General features: G+C 68.0%; 18 protein-coding genes. 12 read left to right on the forward strand and 6 right to left on the reverse strand.

What is annotated here, in order from left to right:
- Window positions 1–71 precede the first annotated feature (71 nt).
- The 4 genes from leuS to nadD are packed head-to-tail and all read left to right on the forward strand — an operon-like array spanning window position 72 to window position 5,006.
- On the forward strand, window positions 72–2,828 hold the full coding sequence (gene leuS, locus ACVCMG_RS00055) for a leucine--tRNA ligase (RefSeq protein ID WP_447114615.1): 2,757 nt from the start codon (window positions 72–74) through the stop codon (window positions 2,826–2,828).
- A gap of 5 nt (window positions 2,829–2,833) precedes the next feature.
- The gene (locus tag ACVCMG_RS00060; RefSeq protein ID WP_395119271.1) at window positions 2,834–3,367 is read left to right on the forward strand and encodes an LPS-assembly lipoprotein LptE; all 534 of its coding nucleotides are present in this window, start codon (window positions 2,834–2,836) and stop codon (window positions 3,365–3,367) included.
- Window positions 3,367–4,377 carry a DNA polymerase III subunit delta gene (holA, locus tag ACVCMG_RS00065; protein ID WP_447106337.1) on the forward strand — a complete coding sequence of 337 codons (1,011 nt, stop codon included), beginning with the start codon at window positions 3,367–3,369 and terminating at the stop codon, window positions 4,375–4,377. The genes ACVCMG_RS00060 and holA overlap by 1 nt, the downstream gene beginning before the upstream one ends.
- Window positions 4,374–5,006, forward strand: a complete 633-nt coding sequence (gene nadD, locus ACVCMG_RS00070) for a nicotinate-nucleotide adenylyltransferase (protein WP_447114616.1) — start codon at window positions 4,374–4,376, stop codon at window positions 5,004–5,006. The genes holA and nadD overlap by 4 nt, the downstream gene beginning before the upstream one ends.
- Before the next feature lie 12 nt (window positions 5,007–5,018).
- Here the strand turns inward: nadD and ACVCMG_RS00075 are convergent, their stop codons facing one another.
- The 3 genes from ACVCMG_RS00075 to ACVCMG_RS00085 are packed head-to-tail and all read right to left on the reverse strand — an operon-like array spanning window position 5,019 to window position 7,173.
- Window positions 5,019–5,957, reverse strand: a complete 939-nt coding sequence (locus ACVCMG_RS00075; protein ID WP_447114617.1) for a phosphatidate cytidylyltransferase — start codon at window positions 5,955–5,957, stop codon at window positions 5,019–5,021.
- Window positions 5,954–6,553 carry a lysophospholipid acyltransferase family protein gene (locus ACVCMG_RS00080; RefSeq protein WP_447114618.1) on the reverse strand — a complete coding sequence of 200 codons (600 nt, stop codon included), beginning with the start codon at window positions 6,551–6,553 and terminating at the stop codon, window positions 5,954–5,956. Before ACVCMG_RS00080 ends, ACVCMG_RS00075 begins: the two co-directional genes overlap by 4 nt.
- On the reverse strand, window positions 6,550–7,173 hold the full coding sequence (locus ACVCMG_RS00085; RefSeq protein ID WP_447114619.1) for a CDP-alcohol phosphatidyltransferase family protein: 624 nt from the start codon (window positions 7,171–7,173) through the stop codon (window positions 6,550–6,552). Before ACVCMG_RS00085 ends, ACVCMG_RS00080 begins: the two co-directional genes overlap by 4 nt.
- 211 nt (window positions 7,174–7,384) lie before the next feature.
- On the opposite strand from ACVCMG_RS00085, the gene ACVCMG_RS00090 reads away from it, so the two are divergent.
- Genes ACVCMG_RS00090 through ACVCMG_RS00100 form a run of 3 tightly spaced genes read left to right on the forward strand, consistent with a single transcriptional unit; the run spans window position 7,385 to window position 10,046 of the window.
- Window positions 7,385–8,005 carry a hypothetical protein gene (locus tag ACVCMG_RS00090; protein ID WP_447114620.1) on the forward strand — a complete coding sequence of 207 codons (621 nt, stop codon included), beginning with the start codon at window positions 7,385–7,387 and terminating at the stop codon, window positions 8,003–8,005.
- A 15-nt stretch (window positions 8,006–8,020) separates the two neighbouring features.
- Complete coding sequence (locus tag ACVCMG_RS00095) at window positions 8,021–9,442, forward strand: T6SS phospholipase effector Tle1-like catalytic domain-containing protein (RefSeq protein WP_447114621.1); 1,422 nt, start codon at window positions 8,021–8,023, stop codon at window positions 9,440–9,442.
- A 31-nt stretch (window positions 9,443–9,473) separates the two neighbouring features.
- Complete coding sequence (locus tag ACVCMG_RS00100) at window positions 9,474–10,046, forward strand: relaxation protein (protein WP_447114622.1); 573 nt, start codon at window positions 9,474–9,476, stop codon at window positions 10,044–10,046.
- Window positions 10,047–10,203: 157 nt separating this feature from the next.
- Here the strand turns inward: ACVCMG_RS00100 and ACVCMG_RS00105 are convergent, their stop codons facing one another.
- Window positions 10,204–12,075, reverse strand: coding sequence for a 3'-5' exonuclease (locus ACVCMG_RS00105; protein WP_447106332.1), 1,872 nt, complete (start codon window positions 12,073–12,075; stop codon window positions 10,204–10,206).
- Between the two features lie 52 nt (window positions 12,076–12,127).
- A complete protein-coding gene (locus tag ACVCMG_RS00110) occupies window positions 12,128–13,063 on the reverse strand; it encodes an oxygenase MpaB family protein (RefSeq protein ID WP_447106331.1) in 936 nt (311 codons plus the stop codon).
- Between the two features lie 231 nt (window positions 13,064–13,294).
- Here ACVCMG_RS00110 and ACVCMG_RS00115 point away from each other — a divergent pair, with 231 nt between their 5' ends.
- Window positions 13,295–14,377, forward strand: coding sequence for a 3-deoxy-7-phosphoheptulonate synthase (locus tag ACVCMG_RS00115; RefSeq protein WP_395119260.1), 1,083 nt, complete (start codon window positions 13,295–13,297; stop codon window positions 14,375–14,377).
- 1 nt (window position 14,378) lies between these two features.
- Here the strand turns inward: ACVCMG_RS00115 and ACVCMG_RS00120 are convergent, their stop codons facing one another.
- Window positions 14,379–14,804 (reverse strand): OsmC family protein, encoded by a 426-nt coding sequence (locus ACVCMG_RS00120; RefSeq protein ID WP_395119259.1) that lies wholly within the window; start codon window positions 14,802–14,804, stop codon window positions 14,379–14,381.
- Window positions 14,805–14,945: 141 nt separating this feature from the next.
- Between ACVCMG_RS00120 and ACVCMG_RS00125 the strand changes: the two genes are divergently transcribed.
- The 4 genes from ACVCMG_RS00125 (at window position 14,946) to ACVCMG_RS00140 (ending at window position 17,353) form a co-directional block, all read left to right on the forward strand.
- Window positions 14,946–15,221: a GNAT family N-acetyltransferase gene (locus ACVCMG_RS00125; RefSeq protein WP_395119258.1), complete on the forward strand. Its 276-nt coding sequence runs from the start codon at window positions 14,946–14,948 to the stop codon at window positions 15,219–15,221.
- Between the two features lie 20 nt (window positions 15,222–15,241).
- On the forward strand, window positions 15,242–15,937 hold the full coding sequence (locus ACVCMG_RS00130) for a DUF1345 domain-containing protein (RefSeq protein WP_447106330.1): 696 nt from the start codon (window positions 15,242–15,244) through the stop codon (window positions 15,935–15,937).
- Window positions 15,938–16,090: 153 nt separating this feature from the next.
- A complete protein-coding gene (locus ACVCMG_RS00135) occupies window positions 16,091–16,222 on the forward strand; it encodes a hypothetical protein (RefSeq protein ID WP_447106329.1) in 132 nt (43 codons plus the stop codon).
- Between the two features lie 63 nt (window positions 16,223–16,285).
- Window positions 16,286–17,353, forward strand: a complete 1,068-nt coding sequence (locus tag ACVCMG_RS00140; protein WP_395119255.1) for an NAD(P)H-dependent flavin oxidoreductase — start codon at window positions 16,286–16,288, stop codon at window positions 17,351–17,353.
- The last annotated feature ends 49 nt before the right edge of the window (window positions 17,354–17,402 follow it).

The raw sequence follows: 17,402 nt of genomic DNA on the forward strand, positions 1-17,402 counted from the left end.
GCTAGTCTGACCCGTTCACCGCCGCCGGTTCGATCCGGTGCGCACCCACCGCATCATGGCCTTCCGAAATCATGCAGGACAATCAAGCCCCGACCGCTGCCGACACCGACGAAACCGCCTACCGCCCGCAAGCGGTGGAGGCTGCCGCGCAGCAGTACTGGAATGCGCAGCGCGCCTACGAGGTGAAGGAACAGTCCGGCCGGGCCAAGTTCTACTGCCTGTCGATGCTGCCGTACCCGTCCGGCGCGCTGCACATGGGGCATGTGCGCAACTACACCATCGGTGACGTGATCAGCCGCTTCCAGCGCATGCAGGGCAAGAACGTGCTGCAGCCGATGGGCTGGGACGCATTCGGCCTGCCGGCGGAGAACGCCGCGATCAAGCACAAGACCGCGCCGGCCAAGTGGACCTACGCCAACATCGAGCACATGCGCGCGCAGATGCAGGCGATGGGCTACGCGTTCGACTGGTCGCGCGAGTTCGCCACCTGCCGGCCGGACTACTACGTGCACGAGCAGCGCATGTTCACCCGGCTGATGAAGAAGGGCCTGGCCTACCGCAAGAACGCGGTGGTGAACTGGGACCCGGTGGACCAGACCGTGCTGGCCAACGAACAGGTGATCGACGGTCGCGGCTGGCGCACCGGCGCGCTGGTGGAGAAGCGCGAGATCCCGCAGTGGTTCCTGAAGATCACCGACTACGCTCAGGAACTGCTTGACGGCCTGGACGCGCTGCCGGGCTGGCCCGATGCGGTCAAGACCATGCAGCGCAACTGGCTGGGCCGCAGCGAGGGGCTGGAGATCCGCTTCGCGCTGGACGGCGAGGGCGAACCGCTGAGCGTATTCACCACCCGCCCCGACACCTTGATGGGGGTGACCTTCCTCTCGATCGCCGCCGAGCACCCGCTGGCGCAGCGCGCGGCGCAGGACAATCCGAAGCTGGCCGCCTTCATCGCCGAGCTGAAGCACGGCGGCGTGTCCGAGGCCGAGCTGGAGACCCAGGACAAGCGCGGCATGGACACCGGCCTGTGCGCGATCCACCCGATCAGCGGCGAGCGCGTGCCGATCTGGGTGGCCAATTTCGTGCTGATGGGCTACGGCACCGGCGCGGTGATGGCAGTGCCGGGACACGACCAGCGCGACTGGGAATTCGCGCAGAAGTACAGCCTGCCGATCAGGATGGTGATCGTCGACGAGTCGGTGCTCGATGCGCTGAAACAGATCCGCCACGAGCTGGCGCTGGGCGTGGGCAGCGACGCGATGCTGGCCGCGCTGGAAGGCCGCGACATCCATGCGCAGGATGTCTCCGCGCCGCTGCGCGTGGTGCAGGAGTTCGAGCGCCGCATCATGGAGGAGGCGGCCTGGACCGCGCGCGGCACCCTGGTCAATTCCGGCGAGTACGACGGCATGGATTTCGCCCATGCGTTCGACGCGCTGGCCACGCGCTTCGAGCGCGCCGGCTGCGGCGCGCGCCGGGTCAACTGGCGCCTGCGCGACTGGGGCGTGAGCCGCCAGCGCTACTGGGGCTGCCCGATCCCGGTGATCCGCTGCGCGGCGTGCGGCGACGTGCCGGTGCCGGAAGACCAACTGCCGGTGCTGCTGCCCGAGGACGTCGCCTTCTCCGGCGTGCAGTCGCCGATCAAGGCCGACCCGGCCTGGCGCCAGACCACCTGCCCGAATTGCGGCGGCGCCGCCGAGCGCGAGACCGACACCTTCGACACCTTCATGGAGTCGAGCTGGTACTACGCGCGCTACACCTCGCCCGGCGCGGCCACCCAGGTCGACGACCGCGCCAACTACTGGCTGCCCGTGGACCAGTACATCGGCGGCATCGAGCACGCCATCCTGCACCTGCTGTATTTCCGCTTCTATCACAAGCTGCTGCGCGACGAAGGCCTGGTGGCCACCGACGAACCGGCCACCAACCTGCTGTGCCAGGGCATGGTGATCGCCGAGACGTTCTACCGCGAGAACGCCGACGGCTCCAGGGAATGGTTCAACCCGGCCGACGTGGAAGTGCAGCGCGACGATCACGGCCGCGTCACCGGCGCACGGCTCAGGACCGACGGGCAACCGGTGCGGATCGGCGGCATCGAGAAGATGTCCAAGTCGAAGAACAACGGTGTCGACCCGCAGTCGATGGTGGCCAAGTACGGCGCCGACACGGTGCGCCTGTTCTCGATGTTCGCCGCGCCGCCGGAGCAGTCGCTGGAATGGAACGAGGCCGGTGTCGAGGGCATGGCGCGTTTCCTCAAGCGCTTCTGGCGCGAGGTGACCGCCCACGCCGGCGGGCCCGACCATGCGCTGGTGGACCCGGCGGCACTGGATGCCGCGCAGAAGGCCATGCGCCGCCAGTTGCACGAGACCATCCAGAAAGTCAGCGACGACATCGGCCGGCGCCACGCGTTCAACACCGCGATCGCCGCACTGATGGAGCTGCTCAACGCGCTGGGCAAGTTCAACGACGCCAGCGAGCAGGGTCGCGCCGTGCGCCACGAGGCACTGGAGACGATGGTGCTGCTGCTCAATCCGGTGGTGCCGCATGTCTGCCACGCGCTGTGGCAGGTGCTCGGCCACCCGGTCGCGGTGCTGGAGGACCAGCCGTGGCCGCGAGTCGATCCCGTCGCGCTGGTGCGTGATACCGCGACGCTGGCGGTGCAGGTCAACGGCAAGCTGCGCGGTACCATCGAGCTGCCGGTCAACGCCGGCAAGGACGAGGCCGAGGCATTGGCCCGGGCGCAGCCGCAGGTCAGGCAGTTCCTCGAGGGCATGACGGTGCGCAAGGTCATCGTGGTGCCCGGCAAGATCGTCAACATCGTCGCAGGATGACAACCATGGGCTTCATCAACGCGCGTCGGATTCGCCTGCTGTCGCTGCTGCTCGCCGCGCTGGCGCTGACTGCCTGCGGCTTCCATCTGCGTCAGAACGCCAACCTGCCCGCGGCCATGCAGCGGGTGCATCTGGACGCCCACGGCGGCAGCAATTTCCAGCGCCAGCTGACCCTCGCGCTGGAACGCGCCGGCGTTGCCGTCGAAGACGCGCCCGGCCCCGGCATCGCCGAGCTTGCCGTACCCACCGCCGCCTTCAACACCGACACGCTCACCTCCGGTGGCTACGCGCGCATCAGCGAGTTCGCGATCCACTACACGGTCAGGTTCGGCGTCACCGACGCAAGCGGGCAGATCCTGGTGCCGCTGCAGACCATCAACATGTCGCGCGAGTTCAGCTACGACGCCGGCAACACGGTGGGCAGCGCCTCGCAGGTCGAGCAGATCCAGAAGAGCCTCGATGACGACATGGTGCAGGCGATCATGTTCCGCCTGCAGGCCGCCGCCCATTCTCCCGCCGCGGCGTCCAGCGTGCGCTGATGCCGCTCAACCCGAACCAGTGGTCGAAGGCGCTGGCGGCGGATCGACTCGACGCCGTCTACCTGCTGGCCGGCGAGGAACTGCTGGTGCTGGAAGCCGCCGACGCCTTGCGCGCGCAGGCACGGCGACTGGGTTACGGCGAGCGCGAGGTGCTCGAGGTCGGCCAGCATTTCGACTGGGATGACGTCGCCCGCGCCGGCGCCAGCATGTCGCTGTTCGCCAGCCGCCGGCTGATCGACCTGCGCCTGCCGACCGGTCGCCCCGGCATCGAAGGCGCCAAGGCGATCACCGCGTTCTGCGCCGACCCGCCGCCGGACGTCACCTTGCTGATCACCGCGATGGAGTGGAGCAGCAAGCACGACGGCGCCTGGAGCAAGAAGCTCGACGCCAGCCACAGCATGGTGGTGTTCAATGCGCCGCGGCCGCACGAGTGGAACGCCTGGGTCGGTGCGCGGCTGGCTTCGCGCGGACTCAGCGCCAGTGCCGACGCGGTGGCGTTGCTGGCCGAGCGGGTCGAGGGCAACCTGCTGGCGGCGGCGCAGGAGGTCGACAAGCTGGCGGTATTGCATGGTGAAGGCCGCATCGACGCGACCGAGATGGAGAGCCTCGTCGCCGACAGCGCCCGTTACGACGTATTCAAGCTCACCGACGCCGCCTTGTCCGGCGACGGTGCGCGCGCGCTGCGCGTGCTGGCCGGGTTGCGCTCCGAAGGCGACGAGCTGATCGCGCTGATGGGCTGGTTGGTCAACCAGCTGCAGCTGGCGCTGCGTCTGGCCAATGCGCAGAACTTCGCCGCGCAGGCCAAGGCCGAGCGCCTGTGGCAATCGCGCGAGCAGATGTTCCGCCAGGCATTGCGCCGTGCGCCGCGCGAACACTGGCTGCAATGCCTGGCGCGTGCCGCGCGCATCGACCGCATGGCCAAGGGCCGCGAGCAGGGCGATCCGTGGCTGGAAGCCGAACGGCTGATCGCGGCCATTGCCGAGCCGCGCGCCGCGAAGGCGCTCGCGTGAAACCGCTGGCGATTTTTGGCGGCACCTTCGATCCGATCCACCTCGGCCATCTGTGCGTGGCGTGGGAAGCCGCCGAACTGCTCGATGCCGAGGTGCTGATGATGCCGGCGGGGCTGCCGCCGCATCGCCCGCCGCCGATCGCCAGCGCGGCGCAGCGGCTGGCGATGCTGCAGGTGGCGCTGCGCGGCCAGTCGCGGCTGATCCCGGATGGGCGCGAGCTGGCCCGCGAGGGCGCGTCCTACACGGTCGACACGTTGGCCGGCTTGCGCGCCGAGCAGGGTGATCGTCCGCTGGTTTTGCTGCTCGGCGCCGACGCGTTCGCCGGCTTGCCCGGCTGGCACGAGTGGCAGCGGCTGTTCGAGCTGGCGCACATTGGCGTGCTCAGCCGTCCGGGTGAACAGGCGCCGCTGCCGGAAGCGTTGCACCGGGAACTCGCCGGCCGCCGGGCGGACGACGCCGCGGCGTTGCGGCTGGCGCCAGCCGGTCGCGTGATCGAGCTGGCGGTCACCCTGCTGGAGATTTCCGCCACCCGCATCCGCCAGTTGCTGGCCGCCGGCCGCGATCCGCGCTACCTGCTGCCGGCGGGGCTGTTCGATTCGGCCGGGCTGCTCGCGCCCTATCGCCGCTGATCCGGCCCCGGATCACATGAATGCATAGTGCACGATGTGGAAGAAGATCGGCGCGGCGAAGGTGACCGAGTCGAGCCGGTCGAGGATGCCGCCGTGGCCCTCGATCATGCTGCCCCAGTCCTTCGCGCCGATGCTGCGCTTGACCGCCGACAGCGCCAGTCCGCCGAGGAAGCCGGCCAGCACGATCACCAGCGACATGCCGGCTGAACCCCAGAACGTGAACGGCGTGATCCACCACATGCAGGCGCCGATGGCCACGGCCGAAAGGCCGCCGCCGACCAGGCCCTCGACGGTCTTGGACGGACTCACCCGAGGGGCCAGCTTGTGTCGGCCGAACAGCTTGCCGAACACGTACTGCAGCACGTCGCTGATCTGCACCACCAGCAGCAGGTACAGCATCAGCAGCAGGCTCTGCCCCTGATAGCCGGGAATGTGCAGCAGCAGTACCGCTGGCGCGTAGCTCACGCAGTACACCGTGAGCATCAGTCCCCACTGGATCTTGGTGGTGCGCTCCAGGAAATTCTCGGTGTCGCCGCTGAGCGCGGTGATCGCCGGCAACAGCAGGAAGCCGTACACCGGAATGCAGATCGCGAACAGCCCGTACCAGTCGATGCCGATCAGCCAGTACTGCAGCGGTATCGCCACGTAGAAACACAGCACCAGCGGCAGGTGATCGCCGCGGCGGGTCGGCGTGAGCGTGGCGAACTCGCGCAGCGCGAAGAACGAGGCCAGCGCAAAGAACACCAGGGTGGCGACGCGGCCCAGCACGAAGCAGGCGCACAGCAGCGCGGCCATCCACCACCAGGCGCGGATGCGGGCGTTGAGGTTGTCGATCACCTCGCGCTTGCCCGGCGCCGCCCGCCGTCCCAGCCAGCCACCGATCGCGCTGGCCAGCAGCAACAGCGCCAGGATGCCGCCCATCACCCACCAGAACTTCTGCTGTGCCGTCATGCCAGTGCCACCACCGCCGCGTGGGCGCGCCTGAGGAAATCGTCCTTGTCTTCGTTCGCCAGCAATCGCATGGTTTCGCCGAAGCGCACCACGCAGGTCAGCGGCACCGGCAGCAGGCTGCCCTTGGGCATGCTCCGGTGCAGCGAATCCAGGTAGACCGGCACCAGCTCTGCCTGTGGGTAATCGCGCGCCAGATGGAACAGCCCGGCCTTGAACGGTTGCGGCAGCGGCTGCTGGCTGCGCGTGCCCTCCGGGAAAATGATCAGCGACTCGCCAGTATCCAGCGCGTCGCGCAGCGGCTGCAGCGGATCGCCCTCGCAGCGACTGCGGTCGCGCTCGATGTAGACGGCGCGAAAACCGTGGTCTGCAATGAAACCGCGGATGCCGCCCCGGCCCCAGTAATCACGCGCCGCCACCGGACGCGTGAGGGCGCGCAAGCTCGGCGGCAGGGCGGACCACAGGGCCAGTGCATCGAGGTGGCTGGCGTGGTTGGCGAAGTAGATTCGCTGCGCAGGCGAAGGTTCGCAGCCGATCCAGCGCGCGTGCGCGCCGACCAGCAGCCGCACCAGGCCGACGAGGACGTGCGAGGTAATCATGCGCCGTCTTCAGTGCGTAGCCGCAGGGCAATCGCGCGACTGCGCGTGATGCAGGTCAGCGCCGCGCCTGCGGCGATCACCAGCGCGCCGCCCAGCAGCAGTTCGCGACTCCATGCGGGCAGCAGCGCGGCAAGCAGCAACGTCGCCACCAGCAGCCACATGCGGTGCGGCTTGGCCATCGGCCCGCGAAAGTCCTGCACCAGCCCCAGCGAACCGCCCAGCACCCGCACATAGGCGGTGAGCGCGGCCAGCAGGGCGCACAGCCAGCCCAGCCACGGCAGCCCGGCGGCGTAGCCGAGAGCGACCAGGAACAGCGAATCGGCCAGCCGGTCCGGTATCTCGTTGAACAGCGCGCCGGCCGGCGAACCCTTGCCACCCTCGACCGCGACCATGCCGTCGAACATGTTGCAAAGCAGCCGCAGCACGATGGCTGCCGCGCACAGCAATTTGCCGAACGGGTCGGCCAGCACCAGCAGGGCGGCAGCACCCGACAACGCGAACACCACGCTGACGCAGGAGATCTGGTTGGGCGTGATCGAGGTGCGTACCAGCGCGCGCGTGACGGCTTTCGCCCAGGCACTGCTGCGCGCGGCGATGGGTCGTCGATCGGTTTCCTTCATGCCGGCCTCGTGTTCATCCCTGGTCGCGCCCCGCGCGCGAATCGAGCTTGCAGTGTATCAATCGCCGATGTCGTGGGCGCAAGCCCCGCCGCGTTGTGGGCCTCCGCTGCAAAGTCTGATCGATTCGGCATTTCCCCGGCCTGCGCGTTGCGCATCGCGCCGAAGGCACCGTACATTCCATGACGTTTGCAGACCGAGGCAGGAGAGCCCGATGCATCGACGGAAGCCCATGCGCCACGGCGCACTTCCCTTGCTGGCGATTGCCGCCGCCCTGATGACAGGATGCCACCCCGCCATGACCACCCAGTCCACGAAGATCCAGCCGCCGCCGGAGACGCTTGCGGTGCCGTTGCGGTTTGCAAAGCACAGTTTCGGGGCTTATTGCTACAACGCGACAGGCTGCCACGTTATCTACGACAACTTCGATCACACCGGGTCTGGATCCGAGCGGGATCCCGAGGTGGTTTCCGGGCCGCCGCCCGCGGGGGACTACCAAGCCAATCTGGATGCGTCGTACCTGGGCATCGACAACTTTCCGGCACCTGCAGAAGTGTGTTGGAAGTCATTGGATGGCATTCCGCATGAGGCCAAGGTGGACATGGCTGCAATCTTCAAGAATCAGTTGATCTGGCACAAAGTGCCCAAGGCGGACATGGCTGATTTCTTCCGTGGCCCCGTGGCTGGCGAACCCGGAATTATTCTGGTGGTAAACGACCGCACCATCGACGTCTACATGAAGATGCTTGTTCCCACCAGGACGGAGCAGATACCGGGGAACAAGTACAGCAGCGCGCGCGACGATCTGTTTCTGGTCTGGACGCGCACCTATTGATCGAGGGGCAAGGGAATGAGCCAGGAGGACAGGCTGGACAAGGACGGTATTCTCGATGATGGCGTGCCGTACTATGCGGCGGACGCACAGCGGCTGCAAAGTTACGTCGACGCTGCCGCTGCGTTGTCGAGGTTCCAGGCTCCGGTGTTGGTGCACGAATGCAACCCTCACGAGCATTTGTTCCTGGCGGCGTTCGACGGTACCGGTAACGATGTTTTCAAGGACCCACAGCATGCGACCAATGTGGCCAGGATCAACGCGCAAGTCGATATGTTGGCCAAACAGGGAAACAAGCAAATTGCGGCTGGTTATGTTCCGGGCCCAGGCACGCAGGATCATTATCTTGGGCGCACGCTGGATGGCATCAACGGCAATACCTACGACGAACGCATCGAGCAGGTGTACAAGCAGCTCATCGACAAGGCTTGGCAGTGGAAGCAGAAGGATCCCGAGGCTGAAATCCGCGTGGCCGATATTGGTTTCAGCCGCGGCTCGGAACAAGCTGCCGGGTTCGCGCGATTGGTTCATGAGCGGGGCATTCAAGACCCTTCAGGTGCGATCTATATCCGCGACCGGCACGGCCAGATAACCCACGTCGAATACGGCAGGCCTCCCCTGGTCGCCCCCGGCCAGGTGGCGCAGGTGGTGGGCCTGTTCGATGCGGTGGGTACCGGCGAGCCGGTGCGCGAGCACGACCGGCGCCTGCCGCCGTCGGTGATTTCCGGATTCCAGGTCATTTCCGCGGACGAGCGGCGCGGGTTGTTCAAGTCCGATCGCACCATCGATCCGGGCGTGACGCCGGATGGTCGCTTCCTGGGCGTGATCGTGGCCGGGGTGCATTCGGACGTCGGGGGCAGCTATCACCGGGATGGCCTGGCCATCCGCAGCGACAACCTGATGAGCGATTACCTCAATGCCCTCAGCGATCATCCGTTCCTCACGCTGCAGGCGGTACCCGACGACCCGCGCCTGAACGTGGTGCATCGCTCGGAGGACGGCATGCTGATCTATCGACTCGGCCGCAAGGTCGACCGACTCCGTCCCGAGGGCTACAACGAGCTGCTGGTGCCAAAGCACGAGGCTGGCAAGGTGAGCGATCCGTACAACGCCGAGCCCCGCGACGAAGTGCTGAGCCGGCAGTTTGAACGGCAGCCGGTGCAGGCGGGCGCCCGGACGGTAACGCCCGAGTCGGCATGGAAGACGCCAGCCGACGATTTGTCGGCACGGCTCGACCGCCTGCTGGCGGCCGGACAGGCAAACGACTGGGCGACGTTCAGCCGCGAAAACCGCACGCTGGCCGGTGGTGACGCTGGCCGCCGGCTGCTCGAGCGCGCCGCGACGCAGGCGGGCTGGCTGGAGCAGCACGCGGCACAGCAGCAGGCGATGCCCGCGCCACCGCGGCTGCAACCCGTTCCGGAACCCGTGCTGCAGCGCTGAACACGATCGATTGGCATCAAGGAGCGACACCATGCAAGAGGACGAATTGACCGCCTTGATCGACAAGACCGCGACGCTGATGGTGCATTACGAGCGCCGCGGCGCCGCCATCGACTCGCGCCTGCAAGCTCTGGCCGATGCGCTGCAGGGACTGGCGCTGCAACTGCCGGCGGTAGTCAAGACCTCTGCCGATGGTGCGTTGCAGACTTTGCCGGCCGAGATGAGTTCGCTGATGCGCGAGGGCCTTGGCTCGTCGATCGGCGATTATCGCCAGCGTCTGGATTCGGCGAGCGGCGATGTGGAAAAGACTGCACAGGCGCTGGCCGGACAGATCGGTCACCTGCAACGGCTGCATCGCCAGTTGATATGGAAAACCCTCGGCGCCGTCGTGCTGGCGCTCGCCTTGTTGCTGGCCGGCAGCGTGTGGTTGTCGACGCATTACACCCGCGTGATTCGCGACAACCAGCTTTCCGCCGAGTTGCTGAAAGCCTACAACGGCGCCGACGTGGCCTTGTGCGACAGCGGCACGCTGTGCGCGAACGTGGACACCCGCGGCGCGCGCCATGGCGAGCGGCGGCAATATCTGCCGGTCAAGCCACGCTGAGAGCTTGTGAGTTTTTCAACTTCTCGGGCCGGCCACCGATGGCTGCGACGCCCCTTGTGAGCTCGCTCGTGGGCGATGCTCTCGCTCTTGCAGATACCGAATCCGGACCCCGAAAGCATCGCTCGCGGGCGGGTTCACGCGAAAGAGGGGCGCTGGCTTACGGCGTGTCTTTCAGCTGACCCTGCACTTCGTTGATCGAGTCGCGGATGCGCTTGGAGAACACCGAGTCGTCGTGGTGGATCAGCAGCAGGTGTTCGGTGGCGCGGGTCATCGCGACGTAGAGCAGGCGCGCCTCGTCGGCTTCGGCCTGGCCTTCCTTGGGCAGGCCGCCGATGCCGGGGATGATGACGAAGGGAAACTCCAGGCCTTTGCTGGAGTGCATGGTCACCAGCTTCACGCTGTCCTCGACCACGAACAGGGCCTGCTTGCCGGCGTTGTCGGCGAGGCGGCTGGGGATGCCGAGCTGCCTGAGTGCTTCGTGCAGCCTTTCGCCTTCCCACTGGTTGCGGTAGATCACCGCCATGTCGGAATACGGGCGGCCATGTGCATGCTCGTCGCGCAGCCGGGCGATCAGCACATCCATCTGCGCGCGGGCGGTCTCGGTGCGCACCAGCTCGGGCACGGCGCCGCGGCGGCCGGCGCTTTCCGGCGCGATCAGCGGTACGCCGTCATCGTCGTCGCTGCGCGAGGCAAGCAGGTCCTGGGCGAACGCGCGGGCGACCGAGAGGATTTCCAGCGTGTTGCGATAGTTGAGCTTGAGGATGGTGGTGCGGCCCTGCGCCTGCACGCCAAGGCTCTTCCAGCTGATCTTGCGGCGGTCGGCATGGCCGTAGATGTTCTGCGCGTCGTCGTACAGCACCAGCAGCGAGTTGGTGGCCGGGTCGATCATCTGCACGATCAGCTTGTACCAGTCCGGCTCGAAGTCGTGACCCTCGTCGACCAGCACGGCGCCGTATTGGGCGCGCGGGATCTGCCCGCGATCGACGCCCGAGATCACCGCCGGCGGCAACGCCTCGACGAAGGCTTTGCCGCTGCCTGGCGGCAGCGGCTCGTTGTAGGCCACAAGCATCTTCCGGCACCACTTGTGGAAGTTGTAGACCTGCACTTTTTCGCCGAGACCGCGCTCGCCGATCAGTTGTTCCAGCCGCGCGGCCAGCGTCTTGTTGTAGCAGAGCACCAGGATCGGCTTGGACATCTCGCGCGCCAGCTGCATCGCGCGGAAGCCGAGGATCATCGTCTTGCCGGAACCGGCCACGCCGTGGATGATCCGGTGCTCGCCGCCGATCGAGCGTGCCAGTTGCTCCTGCTGGGCGTCCATCACCTTGACCAGGTCGGGGATTTCCAGCGGCCGCACCGCGGCATCGGTGGGCCCGAACAGGCCGAACTGGCCGCTGCCGGCTTCCACGCGCAATTCGGGGAACAGGTGCCAGCGCACGCGGTCGATCTGCGGCAGGGTCAGCGCCACCGGATACACCTGCGGGAACATCGCCCACAGCTGCTGCTGGAACGCCTCGGCGTCGACCGTCTCGTACAACTCGTCGCGACAGATCACCAGGTGCTCGGGCAGTACCTCGCCCAGGCCGCCCTCGTCGAACTGCTTGCGGGTGATGTTGGCCAGCACCACGCCCCAGCCCCACGGCATGATCAGCTTGCCGGCGTGGCGTGAGCCTTGCGGGTGGCGCAGCGCCGGGTCGCGCTCCAGCACCACGCCGATCTCCAGCGCATATGCGCGCGCCTGCAGCAGCGGGTTGTTCTCCTTCACCAGGCCGCGCTCGGTGACCAGGGTGAACTGGGTGCTGTCGGCGTGGCGGATGGTGTCGGCCTTCCAGTCCTTCACCTCCAGCACCAGCAGGCCGCGGCGCGGGTGGAACACCACGAAGTCCGGATGGCGCTGCTTGAGCCCGACCGGCACGTCGTACCAGAGCAGGTAGTCGTCCTCCAGCTTCTGTTCCAGCCGTTCGGAGACACGCTTCTCGCCGCCGGTCATGCGCGGCAGGCAGCTGTTGCGGGTTGGGATGAGTGTTGCCACAGGCGCCCCTGGCTGACGTCACCGGGTGACGTTAGCCGATAGGGTGGCGCTGTCAATGCTGATTGACGGCGTGGAGCTGCGTCCAGTGCGACAACTGCTCCGGCGCCACGTCCACCCGCCGACACGCGCGGCTGGCGATGCCGTCCTGCAGGGCGGCGCGGAACACCGGCGCGATCGACCACAGCGCACGCGCGGCCAGTCGCGCCTGGCGCTGTTGCCGAGGCGTGTGGCCGAGCGCCGCGAGCGCCCAATCCGGCAGCAGGGCATGACCGGCACGCAGGAACAGGTCGCGCGACAGCGCGGCCGCCGGCACCGGCAGCCGCACCCGCGCGAGCAGGCCGAGCACGATGCGGGAGCGTTCGGTAAAGGCCAGTTCGGGCTGGATGCGGCGGAAATAATCCATGGTCTCGCGTTCGGACGCCGGCACGTCGCGCGCGCCAAGCGCCTCGGCGATCCGCCGCACCTCGTCGTAGTAGCGGTCGGCAGCACCGGGCGGCATCGCGATGTGGCTGTAGCGGCGGTAGCCCTGCAAAAAGCAGTACGCCTCGCTGACGTGGACCCAGGTCAGCAGGTCGGGATCGTCGGCGCTGTATGGCCGTCCGCCTTCGCCGTGCCCGGTGACGTGGCCGTGGATCATCCGCACGTGCGCGATCGTCGCCTCGGCCTGCGCACGCGGCGCATAGGTGGTGCCCCCGACGAAGGCCGTGGTGCGACGCAGCCGTCCGATCAGGTCGCCGCGGAAATTGGAATGGTCCCAGACTCCGGCCAGCGCCAGCGGGTGCAGCGTCTGCAGGGTCAGCGCGGCGAGGCCGCCGGCCAGCATGCCGGGGAAATCCGAGTGCACGCGCCAGGTGGCGCTGTGCGGCCCGAACAGGCCCGGATCGCCGTGCGGATGGTCGTAGTCGGGGCCGTCGGAGCCGGCGCGCGGGAAGGCGCGCAGCACCCAGTGGCGGATCGGTTGGCGCAGCACGTCGATGGGCGAGGGCATGCCTGCAGTCTATCGCCTGGACGCGAAGGTTTGATTTGGACGTCCATTGTGTTATCAATGGCGCCATGTCCTCCATCACCGCCCGCCTGTATTTCTGGTTTTACGGCTACCCGAAGCCAACGGCGGCGGCGCGGACGCGATCGTTTTGAACTGATCGAAAAACCACACCGAACCGCCAATCCATGGCGGTTTTTTTTTGGCCGCCACCTGAATATCCCCAGGAGAGCCGCCATGCACGCCACCGACGACCTGCGCATCCGCGCCATCACCCCCCTCGGCACGCCGGCCGAGATCATGCGCGACTGCGCCGCCGGCGACGCCGCGATGGCCACCGTGGATGCCGCGCGCCGCGCCATGCACGGCATGCTTTGCGGCAGCGACGACCGCCTCGCCGTGGTGATCGGCCCGTGCTCGATCCACGACCCCCGCGCGGCGCTGGAGTACGCCGCACGGTTGGCGCCGCTGCGCCGCGAACTGGGCGACGCGCTGGAGATCGTGATGCGGGTGTATTTCGAGAAGCCGCGCACCACCGTCGGCTGGAAGGGGCTGATCAACGACCCCGACCTCGACGGCAGCTTTCGCATCGACAAGGGGCTGCGCCTTGCCCGCGGCCTGCTGCGTGACATCAACACGCTGGGTGTGCCGGCCGGCACCGAGTTCCTCGACATGATCACGCCGCAATACATCGCTGACCTGGTGGCGTGGGGCGCGATCGGCGCGCGCACCACCGAGAGCCAGGTGCACCGCGAGCTGGCTTCGGGGCTGTCCTGCCCGGTCGGCTTCAAGAACGGCACCGACGGCAACGTGAAGATCGCGGTGGACGCGGTGCAGGCCGCGTCGCAGCCGCACCATTTCATGGCGGTGACCAAGGACGGCCGGGCCGCCGTGGCCAGCACCAGCGGCAACGGCGACTGCCACGTGATCCTGCGCGGCGGCAAGGCGCCCAACTTCGACGCAGCCAGCGTCGAGGCCGCCTGTGCGGCGATCGACAAGGCCGGCCTGCGCCCGCAGGTGATGATCGATGCCAGCCACGCCAACAGCGGCAAGAACCCGGAGAACCAGCCGCGGGTGATCGAAGACCTCGCCGTGCGCATCGCCGCCGGCGAAACGCGCATCCTCGGCGTGATGGTGGAAAGCCACCTGCTCGGCGGTCGGCAGGAGCTGCAGCCCGGCCAGCCGCTGCGCTACGGCCAGAGCATCACCGACGGCTGCCTCGGCTGGGAGGATTCCGTGCAGGTGCTGCAGCGGCTGGCGCGGGCAGTGCGGCAGCGCCGCCGCACTGTTGCCGCGCTTCCGGCGGAAGCCGCCGCCTGAGTCAGCCGAGCAGGCGCGCGTCCAGCGTGATCTCGGCCTTCAGCACCTTGGATACCGGGCAGCCCAGCTTGGTCGCCTCGGCGATCCGGGCGAACGTGTCCGCGTCGGCGCCGGGCACCTTCGCCTCGCAGCTGAGGTGCACCGCCGTGATCGTGAAACCGTCGCCGTCCTTCTCCAGCGTCACCACCGCCTTGGTGTCGATGCCGGTGGCGGTGAGCCCGGCGTTGCCCAGGCCCAGCGACAGCGCCATCGAGTAGCAGCCGGCATGTGCTGCGCCGATGAGTTCCTCCGGGTTCGTGCCGGGGCCATCCTCGAACCGCGACTTGAAGCCGTAGGGCGCCTCGCGCAGCACGCCGGTCTCGGTCGAGATCGTGCCCTGGCCGTCCTTGATGCCGCCGGACCAGTGGGCGAATGCGGATTTCTTCATCGGGGTTCTCCTGTGCGGACAAGCACCCATGCTGCACGAAGCTTCATGCAGCCGGCGCGAATGAAGCGGGCATTTCGGTTCACATGCGGTTGCCCCTCGCGCGCCGTATGCTCGCGGTTTGCCCGACCGTCAGGAGCACCCATGCCACTGTCCATCCAGCACGATCGCAAGGCGCACCGCTTCCACACCGAGGTGGATGGCGCGCACTGCGTGCTCGACTACAGCCTGGCCGGCACCGTGATGACGATCACCCACACTGGCGTGCCGCCCGAGGTGGGCGGTCGCGGCATCGCCTCGGCGCTGGTGCAGGCGGCGATGGAGGCTGCGCGTGCGGAAGGCTGGCAGGTGGTGCCGGCATGCTCCTATGCTGCCGCGTGGGTGCAGCGGCATCCCGAATATCACGACCTGCTCGGCTAACTCCTGACGCGGAGGCATGCATGGGAAAACCCTCGGCACTGCCGGAGCCGACTCCAGTCCGGCCGCGTGGCTGGCGGCCGTGGCGTTTCGTGGCGGGGCGCCCGTGGCTGATCCTGTCGCTGGTCCTTTTCGTGGCGTCGGTCGCGGTGCTGTCGTGGGGATTCGGTCTGCGCCTGGCCAGCGCGGTGCTGCTCGGTTTCGACCTGGCCGCGGTGGTCTACCTCGGCATCCTGGCCAGGCTGTTCAACCACGCCACGCCCAGCCACATGCGGCGCCAGGCGCAGGCGCTGGATACCGGGCGCTGGGGCGTGCTGTGGGGCGGCGTGCTGCTGTCGGCGGTGGTGCTGGCGGCGCTGGGTGACGAACTGCACGCGGCCAGGAGCGGCGGGGTGCCGGAGCTGGCCGTCGGCGTGCTCAGCGTGGTGCTGAGCTGGCTGTTCCTCAGCGTGATGTTCGCGGTGCATTACGCCCACGGCTACTACGGCAACTTCGGCGACAAGCATGCCGGCCTGGAGTTTCCCGACACGCCGAAACCCGACTACTGGGATTTCGCCTATTTCTCGATCGTCATCGGCATGACCTTCCAGGTCTCCGACGTGCAGATCACCAGCCCCTACCTGCGCCGCGTGGTGCTGCTGCACAGCGTGATCGCGTTTTTCTTCAACGTGTTCATCATCGCGATCACGGTGAATATCGTGGCCGGGCAGGGGAGCTGATCGGGCCGGGCAACCCGGCCTCGGTTCGCGGCAAAGGGAGCGTGGAGCGGCATGACCGCTTCATCCCTTCTTGCCTTTTCCCCGGGGAATGACCGATGAACGCGCGCCTTTGCCTTTGCCCTTGTCGCCAGCAAGGCGTTTGCCCTGGACGCGATGGCTGCCAGCTCCGGCAGCGCGATGCCGCACGATGCCATGAAGCGCGGATCGATGAAGCACGACGCGATGAAGCAGAACGCCATGAAGGGGGATGCGATGAGGAAGGAGGCGATCGGCTTCGGCGGCTGACCGGCTTCAGTTGCCTGCGGCGGCGGTGGATACTGGGATCATTTCCGCCGCAGGCCATCATGCATGAGCGCGTCGTTCGCCAGCCGGCTCGGCATCGAGCATCCGTTGATCCAGGCACCGATGGCCGGGTCGACGTCGCCCGCGCTGGTGGCCGCGGTATCGAACGCCGGGGCGCTGGGTTCGCTCGGTGCCGGCTACCTGGAGCCGCAGGCGATCCTGGACCAGGCGGCGCAGATCCGCGCGCTGGGCGATCGGCCGTATGCGATCGGCCTGTTCGTGCTGCCGGACGAGTTCGAGGCCGACATGGCAGCGGTGGCCAGGGCGCGCGAACAGCTCGACGCGCTGATGGCGCGCGAAGGGCTCGACGTGCGCACCCGCGTGCCGGCGCGCTGGGCGCCACGTTTCTCCGAACAGTTCGCCGCGCTGTGCGAGGCGCGTCCCGCGGTGGCGAGTTTCGCGTTCGGGGTGATCGATCCGGCCCAGCGGCGCGAATTGCGCCGACGCGACATCGTCGTGATCGGTACGGCCACCACGGTCGCCGAGGCGCGTGCCTGGGCCGATGCCGGTGCCGACGCCGTGTCGCTGCAGGGCGCCGAGGCAGGCGGTCACCGCGGCACCTTCCTGCATGAGCCCGAGGACGCCATGATCGGCCTGTTCGCCCTGCTGCCGCTGGCCGCGCGCGCGGTGAACATCCCGGTGATCGCCGCCGGCGGCATCATGGACGGCCGCGGCATGCTGGCGGCGGAAGTGCTCGGCGCGGCGGCCAGCCAGCTCGGCACCGCCTTCCTCGCCTGTCCGGAATGTCCGGCGGCGGAGGCCTGGAAGCAGGACTTGCCACGGGTCGAGGAGCATCAGGTCGCCACCATCCGCAGCTTCTCCGGCCGCGCCGCCCGTGGCCTGCGCAACCGTTTCGTCGAGGCGATGCCGCAGGCGGCGCAGGGCCTGCCGTATCCGGTGCTGAACGCGCTCACCGCGCCGCTGCGTCGCGCCGCGGCGGCGGCCGGGCGTGGCGACCTGCTGTCCGAGTGGTGCGGCCAGGCCGCCGCCATGGTGCGCCCGCAACCGGCCGCCGAACTGGTGGCGCGGCTGATGCACGAGTACCGGATGGCGAAAAGGTCGCTCGCCCATTGATGGCCGCGGCCTGGGCGGCCGGCTTGACTTGCCGTCACGGCTGGGCGGT

The sequence above is a fragment of the Rhodanobacter sp. UC4451_H18 genome, from assembly GCF_052978225.1.